This window comes from Streptomyces erythrochromogenes (genome assembly GCF_036170895.1).
Classification (GTDB): Bacteria; Actinomycetota; Actinomycetes; order Streptomycetales; family Streptomycetaceae; genus Streptomyces; species Streptomyces erythrochromogenes.
Map to the genome: position 1 here is coordinate 3,778,194 of NZ_CP108036.1, position 23,970 is coordinate 3,802,163.

At 72.0% G+C, this 23,970-nt stretch carries 23 protein-coding genes; 13 read left to right on the plus strand and 10 right to left on the minus strand.

What is annotated here, in order from left to right:
* Positions 1 to 59: 59 nt before the first annotated feature.
* Entirely contained in the window at positions 60 to 863 is an 804-nt protein-coding gene (locus tag OHA91_RS17040; RefSeq protein ID WP_031147822.1) for a hypothetical protein, read from the minus strand.
* A gap of 160 nt (positions 864 to 1,023) precedes the next feature.
* Between OHA91_RS17040 and OHA91_RS17045 the strand changes: the two genes are divergently transcribed.
* The 7 genes from OHA91_RS17045 (at position 1,024) to OHA91_RS17075 (ending at position 7,521) form a co-directional block, all read left to right on the plus strand.
* Positions 1,024 to 1,722, plus strand: a complete 699-nt coding sequence (locus OHA91_RS17045; RefSeq protein WP_328739565.1) for a phosphatase PAP2 family protein — start codon at positions 1,024 to 1,026, stop codon at positions 1,720 to 1,722.
* Entirely contained in the window at positions 1,719 to 2,708 is a 990-nt protein-coding gene (locus OHA91_RS17050) for an HhH-GPD family protein (protein WP_328739566.1), read from the plus strand. Before OHA91_RS17045 ends, OHA91_RS17050 begins: the two co-directional genes overlap by 4 nt.
* Positions 2,709 to 2,980: 272 nt before the next feature.
* Positions 2,981 to 3,547, plus strand: coding sequence for a SigE family RNA polymerase sigma factor (locus tag OHA91_RS17055; RefSeq protein ID WP_030763752.1), 567 nt, complete (start codon positions 2,981 to 2,983; stop codon positions 3,545 to 3,547).
* 65 nt (positions 3,548 to 3,612) lie between these two features.
* Positions 3,613 to 4,239: a hypothetical protein gene (locus OHA91_RS17060; RefSeq protein ID WP_031147817.1), complete on the plus strand. Its 627-nt coding sequence runs from the start codon at positions 3,613 to 3,615 to the stop codon at positions 4,237 to 4,239.
* A 28-nt stretch (positions 4,240 to 4,267) separates the two neighbouring features.
* The gene (gene cseB, locus OHA91_RS17065; RefSeq protein ID WP_328739567.1) at positions 4,268 to 4,981 is read left to right on the plus strand and encodes a two-component system response regulator CseB; all 714 of its coding nucleotides are present in this window, start codon (positions 4,268 to 4,270) and stop codon (positions 4,979 to 4,981) included.
* Positions 4,978 to 6,318: a two-component system sensor histidine kinase CseC gene (gene cseC, locus OHA91_RS17070; RefSeq protein ID WP_031147815.1), complete on the plus strand. Its 1,341-nt coding sequence runs from the start codon at positions 4,978 to 4,980 to the stop codon at positions 6,316 to 6,318. The genes cseB and cseC overlap by 4 nt, the downstream gene beginning before the upstream one ends.
* Before the next feature lie 54 nt (positions 6,319 to 6,372).
* Positions 6,373 to 7,521, plus strand: coding sequence for a LamG-like jellyroll fold domain-containing protein (locus tag OHA91_RS17075; protein WP_328739568.1), 1,149 nt, complete (start codon positions 6,373 to 6,375; stop codon positions 7,519 to 7,521).
* A gap of 96 nt (positions 7,522 to 7,617) precedes the next feature.
* On the opposite strand, the gene OHA91_RS17080 is transcribed toward OHA91_RS17075, so the two are convergent.
* Positions 7,618 to 8,205, minus strand: a complete 588-nt coding sequence (locus OHA91_RS17080; RefSeq protein ID WP_266498813.1) for a M23 family metallopeptidase — start codon at positions 8,203 to 8,205, stop codon at positions 7,618 to 7,620.
* A 339-nt stretch (positions 8,206 to 8,544) separates the two neighbouring features.
* Here OHA91_RS17080 and OHA91_RS17085 point away from each other — a divergent pair, with 339 nt between their 5' ends.
* Positions 8,545 to 11,496 carry an NACHT domain-containing protein gene (locus OHA91_RS17085; protein WP_328739569.1) on the plus strand — a complete coding sequence of 984 codons (2,952 nt, stop codon included), beginning with the start codon at positions 8,545 to 8,547 and terminating at the stop codon, positions 11,494 to 11,496.
* A 78-nt stretch (positions 11,497 to 11,574) separates the two neighbouring features.
* Here the strand turns inward: OHA91_RS17085 and OHA91_RS17090 are convergent, their stop codons facing one another.
* A complete protein-coding gene (locus OHA91_RS17090) occupies positions 11,575 to 14,100 on the minus strand; it encodes an ATP-dependent Clp protease ATP-binding subunit (RefSeq protein ID WP_031147810.1) in 2,526 nt (841 codons plus the stop codon).
* Positions 14,101 to 14,562: 462 nt separating this feature from the next.
* On the opposite strand from OHA91_RS17090, the gene OHA91_RS17095 reads away from it, so the two are divergent.
* The gene (locus OHA91_RS17095; protein WP_328739570.1) at positions 14,563 to 15,147 is read left to right on the plus strand and encodes an SCO3374 family protein; all 585 of its coding nucleotides are present in this window, start codon (positions 14,563 to 14,565) and stop codon (positions 15,145 to 15,147) included.
* Here the strand turns inward: OHA91_RS17095 and OHA91_RS17100 are convergent.
* The 7 genes from OHA91_RS17100 to OHA91_RS17130 form a co-directional block, all read right to left on the minus strand.
* Positions 15,126 to 15,464, minus strand: coding sequence for a histone-like nucleoid-structuring protein Lsr2 (locus OHA91_RS17100; RefSeq protein WP_031147808.1), 339 nt, complete (start codon positions 15,462 to 15,464; stop codon positions 15,126 to 15,128). The two genes, OHA91_RS17095 and OHA91_RS17100, sit on opposite strands and share 22 nt — an antisense overlap.
* 165 nt (positions 15,465 to 15,629) lie before the next feature.
* Positions 15,630 to 16,160, minus strand: coding sequence for an amino-acid N-acetyltransferase (locus tag OHA91_RS17105; RefSeq protein WP_031147806.1), 531 nt, complete (start codon positions 16,158 to 16,160; stop codon positions 15,630 to 15,632).
* Between the two features lie 11 nt (positions 16,161 to 16,171).
* The gene (locus tag OHA91_RS17110; protein WP_031147805.1) at positions 16,172 to 16,660 is read right to left on the minus strand and encodes a BlaI/MecI/CopY family transcriptional regulator; all 489 of its coding nucleotides are present in this window, start codon (positions 16,658 to 16,660) and stop codon (positions 16,172 to 16,174) included.
* Between the two features lie 115 nt (positions 16,661 to 16,775).
* Entirely contained in the window at positions 16,776 to 16,943 is a 168-nt protein-coding gene (locus OHA91_RS17115) for a hypothetical protein (protein ID WP_030961778.1), read from the minus strand.
* A gap of 86 nt (positions 16,944 to 17,029) precedes the next feature.
* Positions 17,030 to 17,614: a hypothetical protein gene (locus tag OHA91_RS17120; RefSeq protein WP_266498824.1), complete on the minus strand. Its 585-nt coding sequence runs from the start codon at positions 17,612 to 17,614 to the stop codon at positions 17,030 to 17,032.
* An 83-nt stretch (positions 17,615 to 17,697) separates the two neighbouring features.
* The gene (locus OHA91_RS17125) at positions 17,698 to 17,883 is read right to left on the minus strand and encodes a DUF397 domain-containing protein (protein WP_030817586.1); all 186 of its coding nucleotides are present in this window, start codon (positions 17,881 to 17,883) and stop codon (positions 17,698 to 17,700) included.
* A 235-nt stretch (positions 17,884 to 18,118) separates the two neighbouring features.
* A complete protein-coding gene (locus tag OHA91_RS17130) occupies positions 18,119 to 19,255 on the minus strand; it encodes a threonine aldolase family protein (protein WP_328739571.1) in 1,137 nt (378 codons plus the stop codon).
* A gap of 54 nt (positions 19,256 to 19,309) precedes the next feature.
* Between OHA91_RS17130 and OHA91_RS17135 the strand changes: the two genes are divergently transcribed.
* From OHA91_RS17135 to nadC, 4 genes are read left to right on the plus strand one after another with little or no spacing between them, the layout of a single operon-like run.
* Positions 19,310 to 20,275 carry a Rossmann-like and DUF2520 domain-containing protein gene (locus OHA91_RS17135; protein WP_381624060.1) on the plus strand — a complete coding sequence of 322 codons (966 nt, stop codon included), beginning with the start codon at positions 19,310 to 19,312 and terminating at the stop codon, positions 20,273 to 20,275.
* Positions 20,272 to 21,264, plus strand: a complete 993-nt coding sequence (gene panC, locus OHA91_RS17140) for a pantoate--beta-alanine ligase (RefSeq protein WP_031147798.1) — start codon at positions 20,272 to 20,274, stop codon at positions 21,262 to 21,264. Before OHA91_RS17135 ends, panC begins: the two co-directional genes overlap by 4 nt.
* On the plus strand, positions 21,261 to 22,997 hold the full coding sequence (locus tag OHA91_RS17145; RefSeq protein WP_031147797.1) for an L-aspartate oxidase: 1,737 nt from the start codon (positions 21,261 to 21,263) through the stop codon (positions 22,995 to 22,997). The genes panC and OHA91_RS17145 overlap by 4 nt, the downstream gene beginning before the upstream one ends.
* Before the next feature lie 2 nt (positions 22,998 to 22,999).
* Positions 23,000 to 23,968, plus strand: a complete 969-nt coding sequence (gene nadC, locus OHA91_RS17150; RefSeq protein ID WP_031147796.1) for a carboxylating nicotinate-nucleotide diphosphorylase — start codon at positions 23,000 to 23,002, stop codon at positions 23,966 to 23,968.
* Positions 23,969 to 23,970: the final 2 nt, after the last annotated feature.

Sequence of the window (23,970 nt, forward strand, 5' to 3'; positions counted from 1 at the left end):
TCGTCACCCGGTGGACCTTCCCGTCACAGCACCGGCCTGCGGCGCCGCCCGGCCGGTCGTCAGTCCTGCTTGAGGACGAACGAGGTGCGGGCCACCGGCATGCCGGGGGACTTGACCTCGACCACGTAGGTGTCCGGAGCCGCGGACCCCGCCGGGGGCGACTGGCACTGGTCGGCCGCGCTGAACCTGCGGTCCCAGTCCAGCGCGTGCTTGGTCTCGCCCTGCGCGGGGAGGCGGAAGAAGGCGTTGCCGGCGCCGGTCGGGCAGTCCGCCGAGGACCAGACCGCCTTGTTGCTGCTCGCCTGAAGGATGGTCAGGACGGCCTGCTTCGGGCCGAGATCGACCTTGCAGGTCGTCCCGGAGGTGTTGCGGGCGACCAGTTCGAGGCGGGGCTTCTCGTTCGCCTCGTACTCGTTCTTCGCGCTCTTGACCTCCCACTGGAGCGCGGACGTCGCGCACGTGGGGAGCGGGGAGTCCGCCGGAACCGCCGCCGGGCCGCCCGCGCCACCGCCGGCGGAGCCCGAACCGCCGCTCGTGCCGGTGCCGTTGCCCGGTTCGCCGTTCTTGCCCGCGCCACCGCCCGAGCCGCCCTCGGAGCCGGTGGTGCCACCGCCTCCGGACTCGGGGCGGCCGCCGGGGGCGGCGCTGATGGCCGGGCCCGTGCCGCCCGGGCCGGGGGTGATCGAGGTGACGGGATCGGGGCGGCCCTCGCCCTTTCCGTTCGTACTCGTCCTCCCCCCGCCGGAACTGACGGTCCATACGGCGAGCAGCGCGAGGAGCGCGACGACTGACGCCAGCACAGCCCTCCGTCGCCAGTAGATGGAGGAGGGGAGCGGCCCGACCGGATTGCGCAGAGATCCCACGAACGGAACCTTACAAAGGTTCGCGGCCCGATCAGTGCCCCACATGCCGCGCAGCGGACTTGATTTGCCGATGATCATCCTGCGGGCCCAAGCGGAAGCGGCGGGAACCGGCCAATGGGCTGACATGGACATTAATCCGGTTTGTGTACGTTCGGTGACCATGGACACCTCCGGCCCCTACCGCACCGTCACCGGCTTCGCCGATTCCGCACCAGTGTGGGTGCAGCGGACGTTCGAGCTCTGGACGGGATACGGGCTCTGGCTCTTCGGGGTGCTCCTCGCCGCCGTCTGGTGGCGGGCGCGCAGCCGGGGCGACGCCCGGGCGGTGGCGCTCGCCCTCCTCGCGCCGGCGGCCACCGCCGTCGCGTACGTCGTCTCGGAGGCCGTGAAGTCCACCGTGGAGGAGGAGCGTCCGTGCCGCACCGTCGCCGGCGCCGCGGCCCCGCTGGTCGGGTGCCCGCCGCCCGGCGACTGGTCGTTCCCCAGCAACCACGCGGCCATCGCGGGCGCCGCGGCCGTCGCGCTGGCCATGGCCGTACGCCGGCTCGCGCCGCTGGTGGTGCCGCTCGCGCTGCTGATGGCCTTCTCCCGCGTCTTCGTCGGCGTCCACTACCCGCACGACGTGGCGCTGGGCCTGCTGCTGGGCGGTTCGGTCGCCGTGCTCGTCGTCCTGGCGCTCACCGGGCCGGTGGCCTCGGGCGTCCGCGCGGTGCGGGCGGGCGGCATCCGGGCGAGCGGGATCCGGGCGGGCGGCCTCCGGGCGGGCGGTATCCGGGCGGGCATCCGGCTGACCGGGCCGGGCCCGGGCGGCGAGTCCTTCCCCGAGGTCCGAAACGTGTCAGGATGCCGTATGCCATGACTGCATCCCCCTCTTCCTCCCCCGACGTGTCGCCGGACGTGTCCCGCGACGGCTCCCCCGACGGCTCCCATGACGTGCCCGCCGGCTCCTCCCACGTGCTGCACTCCCCCGTCATCTCGTGGTTCGAGGAGCACGCCCGCGACCTGCCCTGGCGCCGCCCCGAGGCCGGCCCCTGGGGCGTCATGGTCAGCGAGTTCATGCTCCAGCAGACCCCGGTCAGCCGGGTGCTGCCGGTCTACGAGCAGTGGCTCGCCCGCTGGCCCCGCCCCGCAGACCTGGCCGCCGAGGCCCCCGGTGAGGCCGTGCGGGCCTGGGGGCGGCTCGGCTACCCGCGCCGGGCCCTGCGGCTGCACGGCGCGGCCGCCGCGATAACGGAGCGGCACGGGGGTGAAGTACCGCGGGAGCACGCGCAGCTCCTCGCGCTGCCCGGGGTGGGCGAGTACACCGCCGCCGCGGTGGCCTCCTTCGCGTACGGGCAGCGGCACGCCGTCCTCGACACCAACGTCCGGCGGGTCTTCGCGCGCGCCGCCACCGGGGTCGAGTACCCGCCGAACGCGACCACGGCCGCCGAGCGGCGCCTGGCCCGCGAGCTGCTGCCCGGGGACGAGGCCACCGCGGCCCGCTGGGCGGCGGCCTCGATGGAGCTCGGCGCGCTCGTGTGCACCGCGAAGAGCCCGGACTGCGTTCGCTGCCCGGTGGCGGGGCTGTGCGCGTGGCGCCTGGCCGGGAAGCCGGCGCACGACGGGCCGCCGCGGCGCGGGCAGACGTACGCCGGGACCGACCGGCAGGTGCGCGGCAAACTCCTGGCCGTCCTGCGGGAGGCCGTGGGCCCCGTCCCGCAGGCCGTGCTCGACACCGTCTGGAACGAGCCGGTGCAGCGGGCCCGTGCACTCGACGGGCTGGTCTCCGACGGACTGGTGGAGCCCCTCGACGGCGGCCTCTACCGGCTTCCGCAGGCACGGCCGCAGACACAGCCGCAGGCGTGACCGGCGGGACCGGCGAGGCGGTCGGCGGCGGACGGGAGGCGGTTCGGGAACGGACCGTGCACCGGTCCGCCACCGCCCGTAGCCGCCGCTGAAGCTGAGTCAGCAATTCCGCTTGTTGCCGGGAAACCCCAGCTCACAGGCGCTGTTACACAACCTATGGGTGTCCGTGCTCCCACCGAAGGCTGGCCCGCACAGGCCCGTGACAACCCCTCCGTACCGTCGTCCCCGTAAGACAGCGGTGGAGCGGTCGGACGGAACGGAGGCGGTCTGAAATGGCGCAGGCGCATGGCGAGGTACTCGGGTTCGAAGAGTACGTACGCACTCGGCAGGACGCCCTGCTGCGCAGTGCCCGGCGTCTGGTTCCGGACCCCACCGACGCCCAGGACCTCCTGCAGACGGCCCTGGTGCGCACCTACGGCCGCTGGGACGGCATCGCCGACAAGTCCCTGGCCGACGCCTACCTCCGCCGCGTCATGATCAACACTCGTACGGAGTGGTGGCGCGCCCGCAAGCTCGAAGAGGTCCCCACCGAGCAGCTCCCCGACGCGTCCGTCGAGGACGGGTCCGACCAGCGCGCCGACCGCGCCCTGCTGATGGACATCCTCAAGGTGCTCGCGCCCAAGCAGCGCAGTGTGGTCGTCCTGCGACACTGGGAGCAGATGAGCACCGAGGAGACGGCCGCGGCGCTCGGAATGTCGGCGGGAACCGTGAAGAGCACTCTGCACCGTGCCCTGGCCCGGCTCCGGCAGGAGCTGGAGAGCCGGGACCTGGACATGCGTGCGCTGGAGCGCGGTGACCACACCATGCGGTACGAGGGGCGTGAGCGGTGCGCGGCCTGAACGGCCAAGATCTGAACGGCAGGAGCTCTCCCCCCGCATTCAGGGGAAGAGGCAGTCTGGTGCTGATGTCGGCGGGGACCATCGTCCTCGTCGGCACAGCCGTGTTCGCGGTCGGTTGCGCCACCGGAGGCACCGGCCTGCGCGACGGCGGCCCCGCACGCACCGACCCCGTCTCCAAGACCGCGCCCACCGACACCGCTCCGGCCTCGGCCTCCGGGTCCGGCGCACCCCTGAAGAAGGTGGACCCGGTCGCACTGCTCATGGCGGACCCCAAGGTCAGCTCCGAGGTCAAGCGGGACCTCAAGCCCTGCACGGGCAAGGAGTACCCGGTGGACGTGAGCTACGGGAAGGTCACCGGCGGTCCGGTCACGGACATCGTCGTGAACGTCCTGTCCTGCGCCGACGCCCTGGGCCGCGGCTCCTACGTGTACCGGGCGGACGGCGGCACGTACGAGAATGTGTTCTCGGACGAACAGCCACCCGTCTACGCGGAGATCGACCGGGGCGACCTGGTGGTCACGAAGCAGGTCTACGGAAAGAGCGACACGCTCGCCTATCCGTCGGGCGAGGACGTGATCACGTACCGCTGGAACGGGGAGAGGTTCACCGAGCAGGACCGGGTGCACTCGGAGTACAGCAACGTGGTCGACGGCGGCGTCCAGCCGGCGCCGGCCACGAGTCATAAGAACTGAGCAAGAAGAACTGAGGCGAGGCTTGCGCATGGCCGAGACCCATGTCCTGTTCGTGGAGGACGACGACGTCATCCGTGAGGCCACGACCCTGGCGCTGGAGCGCGACGGGTTCGTGGTCACGGCCATGCCCGACGGCCTGTCAGGCCTGGAGTCCTTCCGCGCGCGCCGGCCCGACATCGCCCTGCTGGACGTGATGGTGCCGGGCATGGACGGCGTGAGCCTGTGCCGCCGCATCCGCGACGAGTCCACCGTCCCCGTCATCATGCTGTCGGCGCGCGCCGACAGCATCGACGTGGTGCTGGGCCTGGAGGCGGGCGCCGACGACTACGTCACCAAGCCGTTCGACGGATCCGTGCTCGTCGCCCGGATCCGCGCCGTGCTGCGCCGCTTCGACCACTCCGGCGGCCCGCAGAACGGCGCCGCGGGCGCCTCCGACCACGACCCGGACGCCGAGCGCGGGGTGCTCTCCTTCGGCGATCTGGAAGTGGACACCGAGGGCATGGAGGTGCGCAGGTCGGGCGCCCACGTGGCGCTGACGCCGACGGAGATGCGGCTGCTGCTGGAGTTCTCCTCCGCGCCCGGCACCGTCCTGTCGCGCGACCGGCTCCTTGAGCGGGTCTGGGACTACGACTGGGGCGGCGACACCCGCGTCGTGGACGTCCACGTCCAGCGCCTGCGCACCAAGATCGGACAGGACCGCATCGAAACGGTCCGGGGCTTCGGATACAAACTCAAGGCATGAGACGGTTCACCCTCCGCACGGGGATCCGCTGGAAGATCACACTCGCCATCGCCGCCGTGGGCGCCCTCGTCACGATCGCGCTGAGTCTGGTGGTGCACAGCGCTGCCCGCGTCTCGATGCTGGAGAGCGCGCGCGATGTGCAGCTGGAACGCGTGCAGTTCATCTCCCGCAACGCCGAAGCCGGGCGCAAGCCCCCCATGGGGGCCAAGCTCAACGACCCCGAACTGCCCGTCGAGCTGCGGCAGAAGGCGCAGTCGGGGCGGCGCGGCACCTACGTCCAGGAGCGGCCGCACGGGCTCCCCGAGGTGTGGGCCGCCGTACCGCTCGGAAACGGGATGGTGCTGTCGCTGCACACGCCGTTCCGGGAGAGCACCACTTTGCTCACCGACCTGGACCGGGCCCTGGTCATCGGCGGCCTGTCCGCCGTGGTCGCCGGCTCGGCGCTCGGCGTGCTCATCGGCGGGCAGATCTCGCGCCGGCTGCGCAAGGCCGCGGCCGCCTCGCAGCGAGTGGCGCACGGTGATCCCGACGTACGCGTCCGGGACGCGGTCGGCGGTGTCGTCCGCGACGAGACGGACGACCTCGCGCGGGCCGTGGACGCCATGGCGGACGCGCTCCAACAGCGGCTGGAGGCCGAGCAGCGGGTGACCGCGGACATCGCGCACGAGCTGCGGACCCCGGTGACGGGCCTGCTCACCGCTGCGGAACTGCTGCCCCCGGGACGGCCGACGGAGCTGGTCCGGGACCGGGCGCAGGCACTGCGGGCACTGGTCGAGGACGTGCTGGAGGTGGCCCGGCTGGACAGCGCCTCGGAGCGGGCGGAGCTCCAGGACGTGGCACTCGGCGAGTTCGTGAGCCGGCGCGTGAAGGCGCTGATGCCGGAGGCGACCGTACGGATCGTCGCGGACGAAGTCGTCAGCACCGACCCACGACGGCTGGAGCGGATCCTGGGCAACCTGCTAGCCAACGCCGCCCGGTACGGGCAGCCGCCGATCCAGGTCGACGTCGAGGGACGGGTCGTACGGGTCCGCGACCACGGGCCGGGATTCCCCGAGGCGCTGCTGCGCGAGGGGCCGAGCCGGTTCCGTACCGGGTCGACGGACCGCGCGGGCGTGGGGCACGGGCTGGGTCTGACCATCGCGGAGGGTCAGGCGCGGGTGCTGGGCGCCCGGTTGACGTTCCGCAACGTGGCGGCTCCGGGTGTCCTGGACCGCTCGCCGACGGCGGCGGGCACGCCCGCCGGCGGGGCGGCCGGAGCGGTCGCCGTGCTGTGGCTGCCGGAGCACGCGCCGACGGCGACGGGCAGCTTCCCGGTCCTCAAGCTGCCGCCGGACTGACGGACGGGCACCGGGCCGTGCCCGCCCACCGGGGCGTGACTTAGGCTCCGTGCCATGACCGACGGCACGAATCCCCCGAGCAGCCCGCAGCCCGAGCCCGCCCCCGGCAGCGGCTACGGGTTCCCGCCGGGACCACCCGCCCAGAACGGCTACGGCTACCCGGTCGGCGGCGGTGGCTACGGCTACCCGCAGTCCGAGCAGCAGCCGAACCCGTACCAGCAGGAGGCGGACGGCGGTCAGTGGCCGCCGGCCACGCAGGCCCAGCCGGGCTTCACGCGGCTGGCCGGTCCGGACATACCCGGCGCGTCGCAGCAGCCGGACTGGGAGGCCATGGCCGAACGGTCCGACGCCGAGCGGCGCAAGAAGAAAAAGCTGTGGGTGCTGGGCGGCACGGTGACCGTACTGGCGCTCCTCGCCGGCGGTGGAACGTTCTTCCTGCTGGGCGGCGAGGGCGGCGAGGACGGTGCGAACGCGCAGCCGTCGACCTCGGCCGCGCCCGAGCCCGAGGACTCGAAGTCGCCGAGCGTCTACACGGCCACCGTCGCGGGCGACGACACCCTGTTGCGCGACAGCTACGGCAGCATGGGGATCCGGCTTGGCACCGACCTCAAGGTCGGCCCGCTGGGCAAGCGGTTCCAGGTCGTCGGCAGGGGCAACGGGAATTCGTGGGGGCAGTCGGCCGAGCCGGTCGTCGACGTGACGAAGAGCTTCACGATCACGGCGCGCGCCTACAGCTCAGCCGCCAAGGGCTCGCGGATCGTCATGAGCCAGGGCGACGGGGAGTCGTTCTCCTTCGAGCTGGGCGTCAACGAGGTGAACGGCAAGCAGGCCTGGATCTTCCGCGTGCAGACGGGCGACAAGGGCGCGGCCGCGACCACGCGGACCGTGGCGGCGGAGGGGCTGACCATCCTCAAGACTCCGACGCTGCTGATGGCCACGTACGACGCGGAGAAGAAGGCGATCGCCCTCTACGTGGACGGCAAGAAGGCCGGCGAGACGCCGGTCCCGCCGATCTGGCAGGCCCCCGGGCCGCTGCAGCTCGGCCGGTCCAAGCACCACAACATCTGGACCGGGCCGTGGCAGGGCGCCCTGCACAACATCAAGGTCTACAACTCGGCGTTCACGCAGGAGCAGGCCGCCGGCTACAAGGAGGGCAAGCTCTCGCCGGCGCCGAAGCCGACCCACGCCTGGCTGCTCACCTGACCCGACCTGCCTGACTGACCTGACCTGATCGGACACGACGACGCCGACCGGCCACGAGGGCCGGTCGGCGTGGTCACGAAAAGGATCTTGCGTGGGTCAGATGCTGACGCCGTTGGTGCGCAGGAAGGCCACCGGGTTGAGAGCCGAACCGTAGTTCGGGGTGGTGCGGATCTCGAAGTGCAGGTGCGGGCCGCTGGAGTTTCCGGTGTTGCCGGACAGGGCGATGCGCTGCTTGACGGAGACCTTCTGGCCGACCTTGACCTGGATCTTCGACAGGTGCGCGTACTGCGAGTACGTGTTGTTGGCGTGCTTGATCACGATGGCGTTGCCGTAGGCGGGGCCGTCGCCGCCGCCGTTCGGGCCGGCCTTGACGACCACACCGCCGGCGGCGGCGTTGACCGGGGTGCCGACCGGGACGGCGAAGTCCTGGCCGGAGTGCTTGCGGGCCCACATGCTGCCGCCCTTGCCGAAGGTCGCGGACAGCGTGTACTTCTCCAGCGGCTTGTCCCACAGGCCGGCCTTCTTCTTCGCCGCTGCGGCGACGTCGGCGGTGGCGGCGGCGGGAGCCGTCTGCGGGGCGTCGGCGAAGGCGGCGGTCGTCCCGGCCCCGAGAGCCAGCACAGCACCGAGGGTTGCGCCGACGGTGATACGGGTAGAACGGGTGATGACGCGCTTCGCGGACATAGAGCAGACCTCCGGGGCCGGGGACATGGGCGATCACGCCCGTCTCGGGCATGAAGTGACCCGGCACGCTCAGCCATGTGCCGGGTTGGCTCATCTTTGGTAACCCGGATGTCCGGAGTTCCCCAAACGTCCCCCTTTACTACCGGGGCTCGTAGGTGCGTCAGGGTGATTTGTCCCGTTGACGGGATTTTCCAGGGACTAAACCCCTCGATCAGACCCTCTTTGATCTACGAAACCCCCTAGTATGTCCGATTTGCCCTGTGCGGCTTGTCACCGGCCGGGGCACGGGTTCCCCGGTCCGGATCCCCGCGAATGTGACCGGCACTACGCTCCGGGCTCGTGGACGCAACAGCAGCGGGGATCCGGCTGGCTTCGGCGGTCGTGGCGCCCCTGATCAAGAAGCTCTTACGGACCGAAGGCGCGGGCGCGGGCCTGGTCGACCGCCCCCGGCGCATCTCCTCCTACGTCTCCTGGCGCGAGAAACGCGACCTCGACACAGCGGACCTGCGCAGGCTGGCCGACCACCTGGTGCGCGAAGCCCTGCGGGCCCCCGGCGAGCGACCGCTCCCGCCCGGCGAGGAGGCCGGGGTGGCGGCGGCCCTCGCGGCGACCCTCCACGCCCTGGGCGACCTCACCCTCTCCGACGTGGAGGCCGTCCGCCTCGGCCCCGGGGCCTTCGCCCGCCGGCTCCGGGCCGCCGCCCCGCACCCCGGGCTCTCCCGGGACGCGGAACTGTTCCACGACCGCCTCGTCGAACTGGCCTGCCTGCACATCCTGGACTTCTTCACCCAGCGCTCCACCTTCGTGGCGGCGACCCTGGTCGAGCAGAGCAAGCTGCACGCCGAGACCATCGCGAAGGTGGACGAGCTGCTGAGGCGCCTGCCCCGGCAGGACGGCCGGGACACGGCCTTCGAGGAGCGCTACCTCGCCTATGTGGCCCGCCGCCACTCCTCGCTCACCATCTTCGGCCTGGACCTGGAACCGGGATCCTCCCGCTGGCCGCTGGACGCGGCGTACGTGAGCCTCACGGCCCGGTCCGCCGCCAGGGACGAGGACGAGGGCACGCAGAACCCCGCGCCGCGCTTCCTGCCCGCCGAGCGGCTCTTCGCCGGACACGACCGGGTCCTGCTGCGCGGTGATGCCGGATCGGGCAAGACGACGCTCATCCAGTGGCTGGCCGTCTCCACGGCCGGGGGTCCCGGCCGCAGGCTCATCCCGTACGTTCTCCCCCTGCGCACCCTGACCCGGCACGGCGAGCGGCTGCCCGCGCCCCGCGACTTCCTCGCCGGGACCCCGCTGGCCGGGGAGGCCCCCGAGGGATGGGAGAGCCGCGTCCTGCGCGACGGGCGGGCCCTGCTGCTGGTCGACGGCATCGACGAAATCCCCGAGGACGAACGGGAAGGCGCCCGGGACTGGCTCGCCGACCTGATCACCGCCTACCCCGGCAACCGCTGGCTGGTGACCTCCCGCCCCTCTGCGGTCCGGCGGGACTGGCTCTCGGGCGAGGCCTTCACCGAGGTCACCCTGGACCCGATGAGCCCTGCGAACGTACGGGCCTTCATCGAGCGCTGGCACACCGCCGCAGCCGTCCCCGAGGGGTACGCGGGCCTGCTGCAGGACTCCGTACGCGCCAAACCCGACCTGGCCCGGCTCGCCACCAATCCGCTGCTGTGCGGTCTGATCTGCGCCCTGCACCGCGAGCGCCGGGGATTCCTGCCGACCGGCCGCAAGGAGCTGTACGCGGCCGCCCTGTCGATGCTGCTGCACCGCCGCGACCGCGAGCGGGGCCTGCGGCGGCCCTGCCTGGCGGAGGAACCCCAGCTCCAGCTGCTCCAGCGGCTCGCCCACTGGCTGGTCCGCAACGGCCGTACCGAGATGGACCGGTCCCGTGCCGAGGCGTTGATCGCGGACGGACTGCCCGCTGTGCCGGCCGCCGGCGTCCTCGGTGACGCGCGGGCCGTGTTCGCGTACTTCCTGGAGCGCACCGGCCTGCTGCGAGCCCCGACGGTGGACACCGTCGAGTTCGTGCACCGCACCTTCCAGGACTTCCTGGGCGCGCGGGCCGCCCTGGACGAGGGCGGGGTCGACGAGCTGGCCCTGCACGCGGACGACGACCAGTGGGAGGACGTCATCCGCATGGCGGTCGCCCAGGGCCGCCCGCGCGAACGCACCGAGATCATCCGGGCACTGCTCGACCGGGGCACCAACCGGGCCGTGCTCCTCGCCTACGCCTCCCTCCAGTACGCGGCGGAGCTCGACCCCGCACTGCGCGCCGAGGCCGAAGCGGCCGTACGGCACCTGCTGCCGCCCCGCAGCGAGCAGGAGGCCGAGGAACTGGGCCGGACCGGACCGCTGGTACTGGAACTGCTGGCCGACCCGGCGACGGCGGACGAGCACGAGGCCCTGATGGCCCTCGCGGCGGCCGGCCAGACGCTCTCGGAGCGGGCGATCCCCTACCTGGCCGGTTTTCGCGCCTCGGCATCGGACCGGGTCCGCGCGGCCCTCGTGTCGCTGTGGATCCGCTTCGACGCCCGGGAGTACGCCCGGGAGGTCATCGAACGCCTCGACCCCGCTCCGGCGGCGCTGCGGATCGGCCGCGACGAAGAAGCCGACGCCCTGCACGCGTTCGAGCGGCGGCCCGGGCTCTACTTCACGCCGGGGGTGTCCTACCGGGCCCTGTCCGAGCTGTGCTCCCGCGTCCAGATGTCGTACCTGAGCCTCAACGTCTCGGACATCCGCGACCTCGATTTCCTGCGCGGGCAGACCTCACTGGCGAAGCTGGAGATCGTCAGGTGCACAGGGCTCACCGATGTGACGGGTTTGCGCGGATTGCCCCTGGAGGAGGCCTGTCTCCACGTGTCCGCCCCGAGCCTGCACGACGTCATATCGAGCTGGACCTGCCTGCGCTCGCTGGAGTTGTACACGAAGTTCCCCTGGTCGGCCAGTGGTCTGTCTTCCGAGGCGGGCTTGGAGAGCCTGCTCCTGGACGCTCCGACGGTCGACGTGACCGGTCTGGGCCGGCACACGGGGCTGCGCATCCTGAACCTCGGACAACACTGGCGGCCGTCCGGGCCGACGGACTGGGTGGAGCTGTCGCGGCTCGAACAGCTGGAGGAGCTCGCCGTACCGGACGACGTAGTGGAGGGTCTCGTCGAGCACGTCCGGCTGCCGTCGCTGCGGACCCTGCGGCTGTACGGGGACGAGGAGCTGCCGCCCCGGCTGGAGGAGCGGCTGGCAGAACGGTTCCCCGAGGCCGAGATCGATTCCCTCTACACGGTGTACGAGCAGTAGCCCCCACGGGAAAAGGGGCGGCCCCGGAACCGTGAGGTTCCGGGGCCGCCCCTTGTGGCGCTCAGTCGCACCTACGCGTTACGCGCCCTTCGACAGGTCCGGGCCGGAGCCCGTGGCCTCGATCGGGGGGAGGTCGGGCAGGGCCGACTTCTCCTCGCCGCGGAAGGTGAACTTGGCTTCCTCGCCCTCACCCTCCTTGCCGACGACCACGATGTGACCGGGACGCAGCTCGCCGAAGAGGATCTTCTCCGACAGGATGTCCTCGATCTCGCGCTGGATGGTCCGGCGCAGCGGCCGGGCACCCAGGATCGGGTCGTAGCCGCGCTTGGCGAGCAGGAGCTTGGCGTCGCCGCTCAGCTCGATGCCCATGTCGCGGTCCTTGAGGCGCTCGTCGACCTTCGCGATCATCAGGTCGACGATCTGGATGATGTCTTCCTCGGTGAGCTGGTGGAAGACGACCGTGTCGTCGACACGGTTCAGGAACTCGGGCCGGAAGTGCTGCTTGAGCTCTTCGTTGACCTTCGCCTTCATCCGGTCGTAGCCGGTCTTCGTGTCGCCCTGCGCCGCGAAGCCCAGGTTGAAGCCCTTCGAGATGTCCCGGGTACCCAGGTTGGTCGTCATGATGATGACCGTGTTCTTGAAGTCCACGACCCGGCCCTGGGAGTCGGTCAGGCGACCGTCCTCCAGGATCTGGAGAAGGGAATTGAAGATATCCGGGTGGGCCTTCTCGACCTCGTCGAAGAGGACGACGGAGAACGGCTTCCGGCGCACCTTCTCGGTGAGCTGGCCACCCTCTTCGTAGCCCACGTAACCGGGGGGCGAACCGAAGAGGCGGGAAACCGTGTGCTTCTCGCTGAACTCCGACATGTCGAGGGAGATCAGCGCGTCCTCGTCGCCGAAGAGGAATTCGGCGAGCGTCTTGGAGAGCTCGGTCTTACCGACACCGGACGGGCCGGCGAAGATGAACGAGCCACCCGGGCGCTTCGGGTCCTTCAGACCCGCACGGGTACGGCGGATCGCCTGCGAGAGCGCCTTGATGGCGTCCTTCTGGCCGATGACCCGACGGTGGAGCTCGTCCTCCATGCGGAGCAGTCGCGAGGACTCCTCCTCGGTGAGCTTGAAGACGGGAATGCCGGTCGCGGTCGCGAGGACCTCGGCGATGAGCTCGCCGTCGACCTCGGCGACGACGTCCATGTCGCCGGACTTCCATTCCTTCTCGCGCTTGGTCTTCGCCGCCAGCAGCTGCTTCTCCTTGTCACGGAGAGAGGCTGCCTTCTCGAAGTCCTGGGAGTCGATGGCCGACTCCTTGTCGCGGCGCACGCCCGCGATCTTCTCGTCGAACTCGCGGAGGTCCGGCGGCGCCGTCATCCGGCGGATGCGCATCCGGGAGCCGGCCTCGTCGATCAGGTCGATCGCCTTGTCCGGGAGGAAGCGGTCCGAGATGTAGCGGTCCGCCAGCGTCGCCGCCTGGACGAGGGCCTCGTCCGTGATGGAGACGCGGTGGTGGGCCTCGTAGCGGTCGCGCAGGCCCTTGAGGATCTCGATCGTGTGGGGGAGGGAAGGCTCCGCCACCTGGATCGGCTGGAAGCGGCGCTCGAGGGCCGCGTCCTTCTCGAGGTGCTTGCGGTACTCGTCGAGCGTCGTGGCACCGATGGTCTGGAGCTCACCACGGGCCAGCATGGGCTTGAGGATGCTGGCGGCGTCGATCGCGCCCTCGGCGGCGCCCGCACCCACGAGGGTGTGGAGCTCGTCGATGAACAGGATGATGTCGCCGCGGGTGCGGATCTCCTTGAGCACCTTCTTCAGGCGCTCCTCGAAGTCACCGCGGTAGCGGGAACCGGCGACCAGGGCGCCGAGGTCAAGCGTGTAGAGGTGCTTGTCCTTGAGGGTCTCGGGGACCTCGCCCTTGACGATCGCCTGCGCCAGGCCCTCGACGACGGCGGTCTTGCCGACGCCGGGCTCGCCGATGAGGACCGGGTTGTTCTTGGTACGGCGGGACAGCACCTGCATGACCCGCTCGATCTCCTTCTCGCGCCCGATGACCGGGTCGAGCTTGGATTCGCGGGCAGCCTGGGTGAGGTTGCGGCCGAACTGGTCCAGGACCAGCGAGGTCGAGGGCGTGCCCTCGGCCGGGCCGCCGGCCGTGGCCGACTCCTTGCCCCCGCCGGTGTAGCCGGAGAGCAGCTGGATGACCTGCTGCCGGACTCGGTTGAGATCGGCGCCCAGCTTCACGAGGACCTGGGCTGCGACGCCCTCGCCCTCGCGGATCAGGCCGAGCAGGATGTGCTCGGTGCCGATGTAGTTGTGGCCGAGCTGGAGGGCCTCTCGGAGCGAAAGCTCCAGGACCTTCTTCGCCCGCGGGGTGAAGGGGATGTGGCCGGACGGGGCCTGCTGCCCCTGACCGATGATCTCCTCAACCTGCTGGCGAACAGCCTCGAGCGAAATCCCGAGGCTCTCCAGGGCCTTAGCGGCGACACCCTCACCCTCGTGGATCAAGCCCAGGAGGATGTGCTCGGTGCCGATGTAGTTGTGGTTGAGCATCCGGGCTTCTTCCTGAGCCAGGACGACAACCCGCCGCGCGCGGTCGGTGAACCTCTCGAACATCGTTTATCGCTCCTCAGAGCGGTCGGGCAGTTCGGGGTCGGTCCCCGCCCTGTCCTTCCGCATGCTAGTCCCGTGGGGCGGGACAGCTCATTCCAACTGCCGACATCCGTCCACGGCTCACCCCTGCATCAGCGGGAAAACCGGCTTGAAGAGCCGACAACTGCTCCAACTCGATGGTGCGAGACGATGTTCCCGCAGGCCAGGCAGATACCCGTCATGCGTGTACGCCGACGGCGAACGGAAGCCGGTCAAAACAGCGTGTCGCCCCGATCCACTAGGAATGTCTTACCCGTAAGGGCTGACACTCCATGCCGGTGACGCCGGTTCCCTCCGCTGAGGGCGAACAGAGTTCCGTCTCGAATGTGGGACTCCACCACCCCGGACGTTTACGTTCCGCACATCTGCGAGTGCGGAACGTCACCTCTACCGTAACCCCGAAGCGTTTCTGCAGTTGCTCCGGGCATGGCCGCAACCGTCCTGCCGACCGTCCCGCCGCCCCGCGTCGCGCCCGAGGAGGACGCGTACGCCGCCTGGTACGGGAGGGTGCTCGGCTGGACCGTCACGGGCGGGCCGCCGGTGCAGCTCGTGACGGGCATCGGCTTCGACGTCCTGGAGCTGCCGTCGGACGCGGGGACGGCGCTGTTGCGCCGGCCGGTCGCCACGGGTCCGGTGGCCGTGATGGGGCGCCGGATGCGGTTCCTGGTGGCCCCCGGGAGCGCAGAGGAGCTCGACGGGCTGCTCGACTGGCTGGAGTGGGGCGGGGTCGCCCTGGATCTGACCGCCCTGGGTGCGGGCGGGCGGATCACCGCCCCGGCTCCTCCGGGGCCGCCCCCGGGAGAAAGCCCTCGGGGGGCCGCCGTGTGGCTGCGACCCCCCGAGCAGGGGTGTGAGGCACTGCTGCCGGCCCTGCCCGGTCCCGGGCGGGCCCCAGGGCCCGCTCACGGGCCCGATCTCGTACGCCTGGTCGCGGCGGCGGCGACGGAATGCCACCGGGCGCGCCTGGGACGGCGTACGAACGGGGTCCGTCAGCCCTTGGCCTTCTCGTAGGCCTCGCGGATCTCGGCCGGGACGCGGCCGCGGTCGTTCACGTTGTAGCCGTTCTCCTTGGCCCACGCGCGGATCTCGGCGGTGTCCGGGTTGCCGGTCGCCGCGGAGGCACGGCCCTTGGCGCGGGCCGCGGAGGCACGGCCACCGGTGCGGCGGCCGCCCTTGGTGTACGGGTCGAGCAGACCGCGGAGCTTTTCAGCGTTGGCGGTGGTGAGGTCGATCTCGTAGGTCTTGCCATCCAGAGCGAACGTCACCGTCTCGTCCGCCTCGCCACCGTCGAGGTCGTCGACAAGAAGGACCTGAACCTTCTGTGCCACCGGGATTTCCTTTCATCGAAAAGCAGTACGCGGAAAGGAAACCGCTTTTGCCTGGAAAACACAAACCCCCCGGGAGAGGTTCAGGACCGCAACGGGGCGGGAAACGTGCGCGATTCGGACATAGGCCACAGGTGCGCCGAGCGCCGGAAAAGCTGAGGCCATCGATCAGAGGTGCAGAAGCATCCGACTGTTGCCCAAGGTGTTCGGCTTCACTCGTTCGAGACCGAGGAACTCGGCGACGCCCTCGTCATAGGAACGCAAGAGCTCCATGTAGACATCGGTCTCGACCGGGGTCTCGCCGATCTCGACGAAGCCGTGCTTCGCGAAGAACTCGACTTCGAAGGTCAGGCAGAAAACGCGGCTCACCCCGAGCGCGCGGGCGGTGCTCAACAACTGCTGGAGCACCTGATGGCCGACGCCGGCACCCTTCAAGTCGCGGTCCACGGCGAGAGTGCGCACTTCGGCCAGGTCTTCCCACATCACGTGGAGTGCACCGCAGCCCACCACCTGTGCATCGGAGTCGCGTTCCGCGACCCAGAACTCCTGGATGTCCTCGTAAAGGACGACCGGTGCTTTGTCGAGCAGGATCCGCTGCTGCACGTACTGGTCGAGGAGGCGGCGCAGCGCGGGAACATCGCGTGTGCGGGCGCGGCGGATCGTCACTGTTTCTGCATGTGCAGAGGAAAACTCTCCCATGGCTGCGGACGCTATCGCCCCGGCGGCCTCGGGGGCTCGGCGGACTCGTCTTCGGCTTCCGGCGGCGCGGGGGGTTCCGGGGAGGGTTCGGCGGGGGCTTCCGCACGGGGTTCCGCCGGGGCCTCGGGGACGGACTCGTCGTCGTACTGGACGACGCGGACGGCGTCCCGGAGCGCTTCGCGCTGTTCCGCGGACATCATGCCGAAGAAGGCGACGAGAGCGGCGGCGGGGTTGTCGCTCGTCGACCAGGCTTCGTTCATCAGTGCGGCCGAGTAGGCGGCGCGGGTGGAGACCGCCGTATATCGATAGGCGCGGCCTTCGGCTTCCCGGCGGACCCAGCCCTTCTGATGGAGATTGTCCATAACGGTCATGACCGTGGTGTACGCGATGGACCGTTCCTGCTGGAGGTCTTCCAGGACTTCCCGAACGGTGACCGGGCGGTTCCACTGCCACACCCGCGTCATGACGGCGTCTTCGAGTTCTCCCAAGGGGCGAGGCACAACAGCACGATAGTGCGGGTTGTGCGGAATTGCCCGACTATTCACTCGGCAACGCGCAACAAAAATCGGGCGCACGGCCGGTACGGCCGGGCGCCCGCGCGGAGGGGTCCGCGCTCTAGTTCTGCTGCTGGCGGGTGGCTTCGGCCCGGGCGATCACGGCGTCGACCGCCGCGTCCTCCTTGGACTTGTTGGAGCCGCCCTGGCTCTTCACGATCGTCACGACGAGGGCGATGAAGAACGCGGCCATCACGAAGGGGGGCACGAGCGCGGAGACGTAGTCCATGCCCCCAGCGTAGCCACACGCGCCCGGGCCGGTCCGGGTGGGTGAGGGGTGCGTCCCGCCCCGTCACCCGGACCTGCCGGGCGCGCTCACATGACGGCGAGCCCGGACGCCGGGGGCGGGGTGGGCTTGCGGCGCGGCGGGAAGACCTCGCCGGGGGTCGGGACCGGCCGTTCGGGGCGCGGGCGCTCCTTGGGCGCGGGCGCCGGCCGCGGCGGCTCCTCCCGGCCGCCCGCCAGGGTCAGCAGGCGGGTGCGGGGCGCGGGGGTGGTGCTCAGGCGCCGCCGTACGGAGCGCTCCGCGACGGCCCGGGCCCGCTCCAGCAGCGCGGCGGCAGCCGGATTGCCCCGCAGCGCGCGCAGGGCGGCAAGGTCGTCGGGGGTCGGCTCGTAGCCGGCGGCGAGGGCCTGCCGGAGCAGTTCCAGATAGCCGGAGAGGCTGCCGGGCAGGGCGCCCCGGTAGCGGGCCAGATCGTCCAGGACGAAGGCTCTGAGCCGGCCCGCCTCCCGGACCGCTTCGTCCACCGACTGCGCGAGGCGCAGGCAGTCCTGGACCTCCTCGGCCGCCAGGGGGGCCGAGGAGGACTGAAGGGCGTGGGCGAGCGAACGCCTGAGCACGTGCAGCTCAGCAGCGCTGAACGCCATGCCGCCGCGGGATCCGTAGGGCGTGGGCATGGGCCGAAGATACGCGCTAATCGGACAAAATCCCCTGAGGAGGGGCAGCTGCGGCGCGGCGCGGCCGGACGTCGGCTCCGGCCTCAGCCGGTCTCCTTGACCGCGCGCAGGAAGTCCGCCCAGGCGGCCTGGGTCGTGGCGAGGACCAGATGGGCGGGGTCGACGCGGTCGGCGACCTTCACGAGGGCTCCGGGGGTGACGGCGACGTAGACGCAGGCGTCGCCGTCGCCGCAGAACGAGGACTTCCGCCACGCGGGCTGAGCGGTCATGGTGTCTCCTCCGGGCACGGTGGCCGGTAATTGCGGTCAAAGGACGGTAACTCCGTGGCCGGTCCCCACCGGCGACTTTCGCGCAATTCGGCGTTTCGCCGCTTCCCTCCGGGGGTGCGGGTGGTACGGGCCGGACCGGACCGGGCCGGTGCAGGCGGGCGGCTGTTCGGCGGGGTCCGGGCGCGGCCGGGCCGGCGGGCCGCGGCGGGGCCGATTCCGGCCCCGCCCGGCGGCGTCAGATACGGGCCACGAAGGCCGAGACCGCCTCGTGGACGTCTGACTCCGTCCAGGACAGGCCCGGCTGCGTGACGTCCACCTCGGTCACCGCGAGGCCCGGCGGCCCCCCGGCCGACCAGCGGCGGAAGAGGACCGTGCCCGTCTCCTCCGCCTGCCGCAGGCCCGCGTCCGTCAGCCGGTCCGGGTCGTACGGCAGCCACACCTGGAACTGGTGCGTGTGCGGCTCCTCGGGGTGGACGCGCGACCACGGGACGCCGGACTTCGCGAGGGCCTCGCGCAGCGCCCCGGCCACCCTCCGCGCCTGGGCGACGTACGACGGCAGCCGCGGCAGCTCCCGCTCCAGCCCGGCCAGCGCGGCCAGGGCCTGCGGGAACTGGCGGAAGATCTGGCCCCCGTAGCGGTGGCGCCAGACCCTGGTCTCCTCGACGAACTCCCGCGACCCGGCCAGGGCCGCCCCGCTCAGGCCGCCGAGCGACTTGTAGAACGAGACGTAAACGGAGTCGGCGAGCCCGGCGATCTCCGGCAGCGGGCGGCCGAAGTGGACGGTGCACTCCCACAGCCGGGCGCCGTCGAAGTGGATCGCAGCCTCCCGCTCCCGGCCCGCCTCGACCAGCGCCTGAAGCTCCTCCCAGGTGGGCAGCAGGAACCCGGCCTCGCGCAGCGGCAGCTCCAGCATCAGCGTGCCGAAGGGCTCACGGACGGCCTCGACCTCCTCCGCGGTCATCTGGTGCGCCCCGGTCGTCGGGTGGACGACCCGCAGCCCGGAGACCGTCGACAGTGCCTCGCCCTCCCACATCTCCGGGTGGCTCATCGGGTGCAGCGCCACGACCGGGTTCCCGGTCCGGCCGGCCCAGCAGCGCAGGGCGACCTGCTGCGCCATCGTGCCGCTCGGGAAGAACGCGGCGTCCTGCGTCCCGAGCAGCTGCGCCACCCGCCGCTCCAGCTCCGCGACGACCCCGTCGCCGTAGATGTCGCCCGGCGCGTCCATGTCGTAGTCGTACGGGGCCTCGGCGAGCCCCGCCAGGGCTTCACCCACCGTGGCTTCGCGCGGACTGCGGGTCAGGGTCCTGTCCGCCGCCCGCCAGGCCGCCACGAGCCGGGCCGTGTGCTGCATTTCGTCGTCGCTGTCGCTCATGACCCCTGATCCTCGCCCCTCGTCACCGACCGGCCAAGAGCCCCACGGGCTAGCATGGCGGCGTATCGTCCGGTACCCCCGCGGACTGGAACGGAAGGCATTCCCCGCGTGAATCCATCACAGCAGCCACGCCCTGCCCGGCTCGCCGTCGGCGTCGTCGGGGCGGGCCGGGTCGGCCCGGCGCTGGCCCGTGCGCTCCAGCAGGCGGGCCACCGTCCCGTCGCCGTGTCGGGCGTCTCCGACACCTCCGTGCGCCGCGCCGCGCGGATGCTGCCCAACGTGCCGCTGGTGCCGCCCGCGCAGGTGCTGGAACTGTCCGACCTGGTCCTGCTGACCGTCCCCGACGACGCCCTGCCGGCGCTCGTGGAGGGGCTCGCGGAGACCGGGGCGGTCCGGCCCGGCCAGCTCCTCGTGCACACCTCGGGCCGGTACGGGACGGCCGTGCTCGACCCGGCGCGCCGGGCGGGCGCCCTGCCGCTGGCCCTGCACCCCGCGATGACCTTCACCGGCACCGAGGTCGACGTGCAGCGGCTGGCCGGCTGCTCCTTCGGCGTCACCGCCCCCGACGAGCTGCGGCTGGCCGCCGAGGCCCTGGTCATCGAGATGGGCGGGGAGCCCGAGTGGATCGCCGAGGAGAACCGCGCGCTCTACCACGCGGCACTCGCCCTGGGTGCGAACCACCTGGTCACGCTGGTCGCCCAGTCGCTGGAGCTGCTGCGCAAGGCCGGGGTCGCGCACCCCGACCGGATGCTCGGCCCGCTGCTCGGCGCGGCCCTCGACAACGCCCTGCGCTCCGGGGACGCCGCCCTGACCGGGCCGGTGGCCCGCGGCGACGCGGGGACGGTCGCCGCGCACGTCGCGGAGCTGCGCCGGCACGCGCCGGGCGCTGTCGCCGGGTACCTGGCCATGGCCCGCACCACCGCCGACCGGGCCCTCGCGCACGGTCTGCTCAAGCCCGAACTCGCCGAGGACCTGCTCGGCGTACTCGCCGACACGGACCCTGACGGGGGCGATCAGTGACCGAGCTGCTGCTGCACACCGCCGATGAGCTGCACAAGCTGCCGCGCACCGGACGGCGGGCCGTGGTGATGACCATGGGCGCCCTCCACGAGGGCCACGCCACCTTGATCCGTACCGCCCGCGAACAGGCCGGGCCCGAGGGCCAGGTCGTCGTCACCGTCTTCGTCAACCCGCTGCAGTTCGGGGCGGGTGAGGACCTCGACCGCTACCCCCGCACCCTCGACGCGGACCTCTCGATCGCCGAAGAGGCGGGCGCCGACGCGGTGTTCGCCCCCGCCGTCGACGAGGTCTACCCGGGCGGGGACCCGCAGGTGCGCGTCAGCGCCGGCCCGATGGGCGAGCGCCTCGAAGGGGCCACCCGTCCCGGCCACTTCGACGGGATGCTGACCGTCGTCGCCAAGCTGCTCCACCTGACCCGCCCCGACCTGGCCCTCTTCGGCCAGAAGGACGCGCAGCAACTGGCCCTGATCCGGAGGATGGTGACCGACCTGAACTTCCCCGTGGAGGTGGTCGGCGTGCCGACCGTCCGCGAGGAGGACGGCCTGGCCCTGTCGTCCCGCAACCGCTACCTCTCCCCCGCGGACCGGCAGACCGCCCTGGCGCTGTCCCGCGCCCTGTTCGCCGGACGCGACCGGCTCGCCGCGCAGGCGGCGCTGCGGGCCCGCGCCGAGGCCGCCCCGGCCACCGACGAGCGGGCCACCGCGCTGGCCAGGCTGGGCGAGATCCGCGCCTCGGCCGACGCGCACGCCGTCTCGGCGGCCTGCGCGGGCCTGCCGGACGCGGTCCGGGCCGCGGCGGCCCACGTGCTGGACGACGCGGCCCGCTCGGAGCCGCCGCTCGTGCTGGACTACCTGGCGCTGGTGGACCCGAAGGACTTCACCGAGGCCGGTCCCGACTTCACCGGGCAGGCCGTGCTGGCCGTCGCCGCGAAGGTGGGCACGACCCGGCTGATCGACAACATCCCATTGGAATTCGGAGCACACTCGTGAGCACCCCTGGCAGAGGCCCGGCCGGCAGCACCGGCATACGGCTGCACGCGCCGGCGCCCGGCTGGTCCCTCGACGCCGACGTCGTGGTCGTCGGCTCCGGTGTGGCGGGTCTGACCGCCGCTCTGCGCTGCGCGGCCGCGGGCCGCCGTACCGTCGTGGTCACCAAGGCCCGGCTCGACGACGGCTCCACCCGCTGGGCGCAGGGCGGCATCGCCGCGGCGCTCGGCGAGGGCGACAGCCCCGAGCAGCACCTCGACGACACCCTGGTGGCGGGCGCCGGCCTGTGCGACGAGGAGGCCGTACGGCTGCTCGTCACCGAGGGCCCGGACGCGGTGCGGCGGCTGATCGACACCGGCGCGGTCTTCGACACCTCCACCGAGACCGGGGAGATAGAGCTGACCCGGGAGGGCGGGCACCACCGCCGGCGGATCGCGCACGCGGGCGGCGACGCCACCGGCGCCGAGATCTCGCGGGCACTGGTCGAGGCCGTGCACGCCGCGGGCATCGAGACCGTGGAGAACGCTCTCGTCCTCGACCTCCTGCAGGACGCGCAGGGCCGTACGGCCGGTGTCACCCTGCACGTCATGGGCGAGGGCCAGCACGACGGCGTCGGCGCCGTCCACGCCCCGGCCGTGATCCTCGCGACCGGCGGCATGGGCCAGGTCTTCTCCGCCACGACCAACCCGTCGGTGTCCACCGGCGACGGCGTGGCGCTCGCGCTGCGCGCCGGGGCCGAGGTCTCCGACCTGGAGTTCGTGCAGTTCCACCCGACGGTGCTGTTCCTCGGGCCGGACGCCGAGGGGCAGCAGCCGCTGGTGTCGGAGGCGGTGCGGGGCGAGGGCGCACACCTCGTCGACGGGGACGGCGTGCGCTTCATGGTCGGCCAGCACGAGCTCGCCGAGCTGGCCCCGCGCGACATCGTCGCCAAGGGCATCATGCGCCGCATGCAGGAGCAGGGCGCGCAGCACATGTACCTGGACGCCCGGCACTTCGGCGCGCGGATGTGGGAGCAGCGCTTCCCGACCATCCTCGCCGCCTGCCGCGCGCACGGCATCGACCCGGTGACGGAGCCCATCCCGGTGGCGCCCGCCGCGCACTACGCCTCCGGCGGCGTACGGACCGACCTGCAGGGGCGCACGACCGTCCCCGGCCTGTACGCCTGCGGCGAGGTCGCGTGCACGGGCGTGCACGGCGCGAACCGGCTCGCCTCCAACTCGCTGCTGGAGGGGCTGGTCTTCGCCGAGCGGATCGCGGAGGACATCACCACGCAGGAGTACGGCGGCAACGGCCCCGGCGTCCCGGTCCCCTCGACCGGCCCGCTGCAGCCCGCCGGTGCCCGGTACGAGATCCAGCGGATCATGACGGACGGCGCGGGCGTGCTCCGTTCCGCCCGTTCGCTGGAAGCGGCGGCCGAGGCCCTCGAAGGGCTGTACGCCACCGCCCTGAACGATCTCGAAGCACACGGCAAGACCGCCGAACCCGGTGTGGACACCTGGGAGGCCACCAACCTGCTGTGCGTGGCACGGGTCCTGGTCGCCGCCGCGCGGCGGCGCGAGGAGACCCGCGGCTGCCACTGGCGCGAGGACCACCCGGACCGGGACGATGCCCGGTGGCGCCGCCACCTCGTGGTCCGGCTCTCGGCCACCGAGAGGCGGGCCCTGGTCGTCGTACCCACCGACTCCGCGGACTTCCCGTCCGTGCACCCCCTGAGCAACCCGAGCCTGGAGCAGTGACCGTGAGCACCCCCGAACTTCCCCTCATCGACCAGAACGACGGCGGCTGCGGCGACGACTGCGCCTGCGGCGACGGCGAGGAGAGCGGCCTCGACCCGGCGCTCGCCGAGCTGCTGGCGGACGCGGGCCTGGACCCCGTCGAGGTCGAGGACATCGCCCACATGGCGCTCTCCGAGGACCTCGACGGCGGCGTGGACGTCACCACCGTGGCCACGGTCCCCGAGGACGCCGAGGCCGTCGCCGACTTCGTCGCCCGCGAGGACGGTGTCGTGGCGGGCCTGCGCATCGCCGAGGCGGTGTTCTCCGTGGTGTGCACGGAGGCCTTCGAGGTGGAGCGGCACGCGGAGGACGGCGACACCGTCAAGGCCGGCGAGGTGCTGCTGTCGGTCCGCGCCCGCACCCGCGACCTGCTGACGGCCGAGCGCAGCGCGCTGAACATCCTGTGCCGGCTCTCCGGCATCGCGACGGCCACCCGCCGCTGGGCCGACGTCCTGGAGGGCACGAAGGCCAGGGTCCGCGACACCCGCAAGACCACGCCGGGCCTGCGTTCGCTGGAGAAGTACGCGGTCCGCTGCGGCGGCGGCGTCAACCACCGCATGTCCCTGTCGGACGCGGCGCTGGTGAAGGACAACCACGTGGTGGCCGCCGGCGGCGTCGCGCAGGCCTTCAACGCGGTGCGCGAGGCGTTCCCGGACGTCCCGATCGAGGTCGAGGTCGACACGATGCACCAGGTCCGTGAGGTCCTGGACGCGGGCGCCGACCTGATCCTGCTGGACAACTTCACGGTTCCGGAGACCGAGGAGGCCGTCACGCTGGTGGCCGGCCGCGCGGTGCTGGAGTCCTCGGGCCGGCTGACGCTGGACACCGCCCGCGCGTACGCGGACACCGGGGTGGACTACCTGGCGGTCGGCGGGCTGACCCACTCCTCGCCGATCCTGGACATCGGTCTCGATCTGCGCGAGGCGGTGTAACC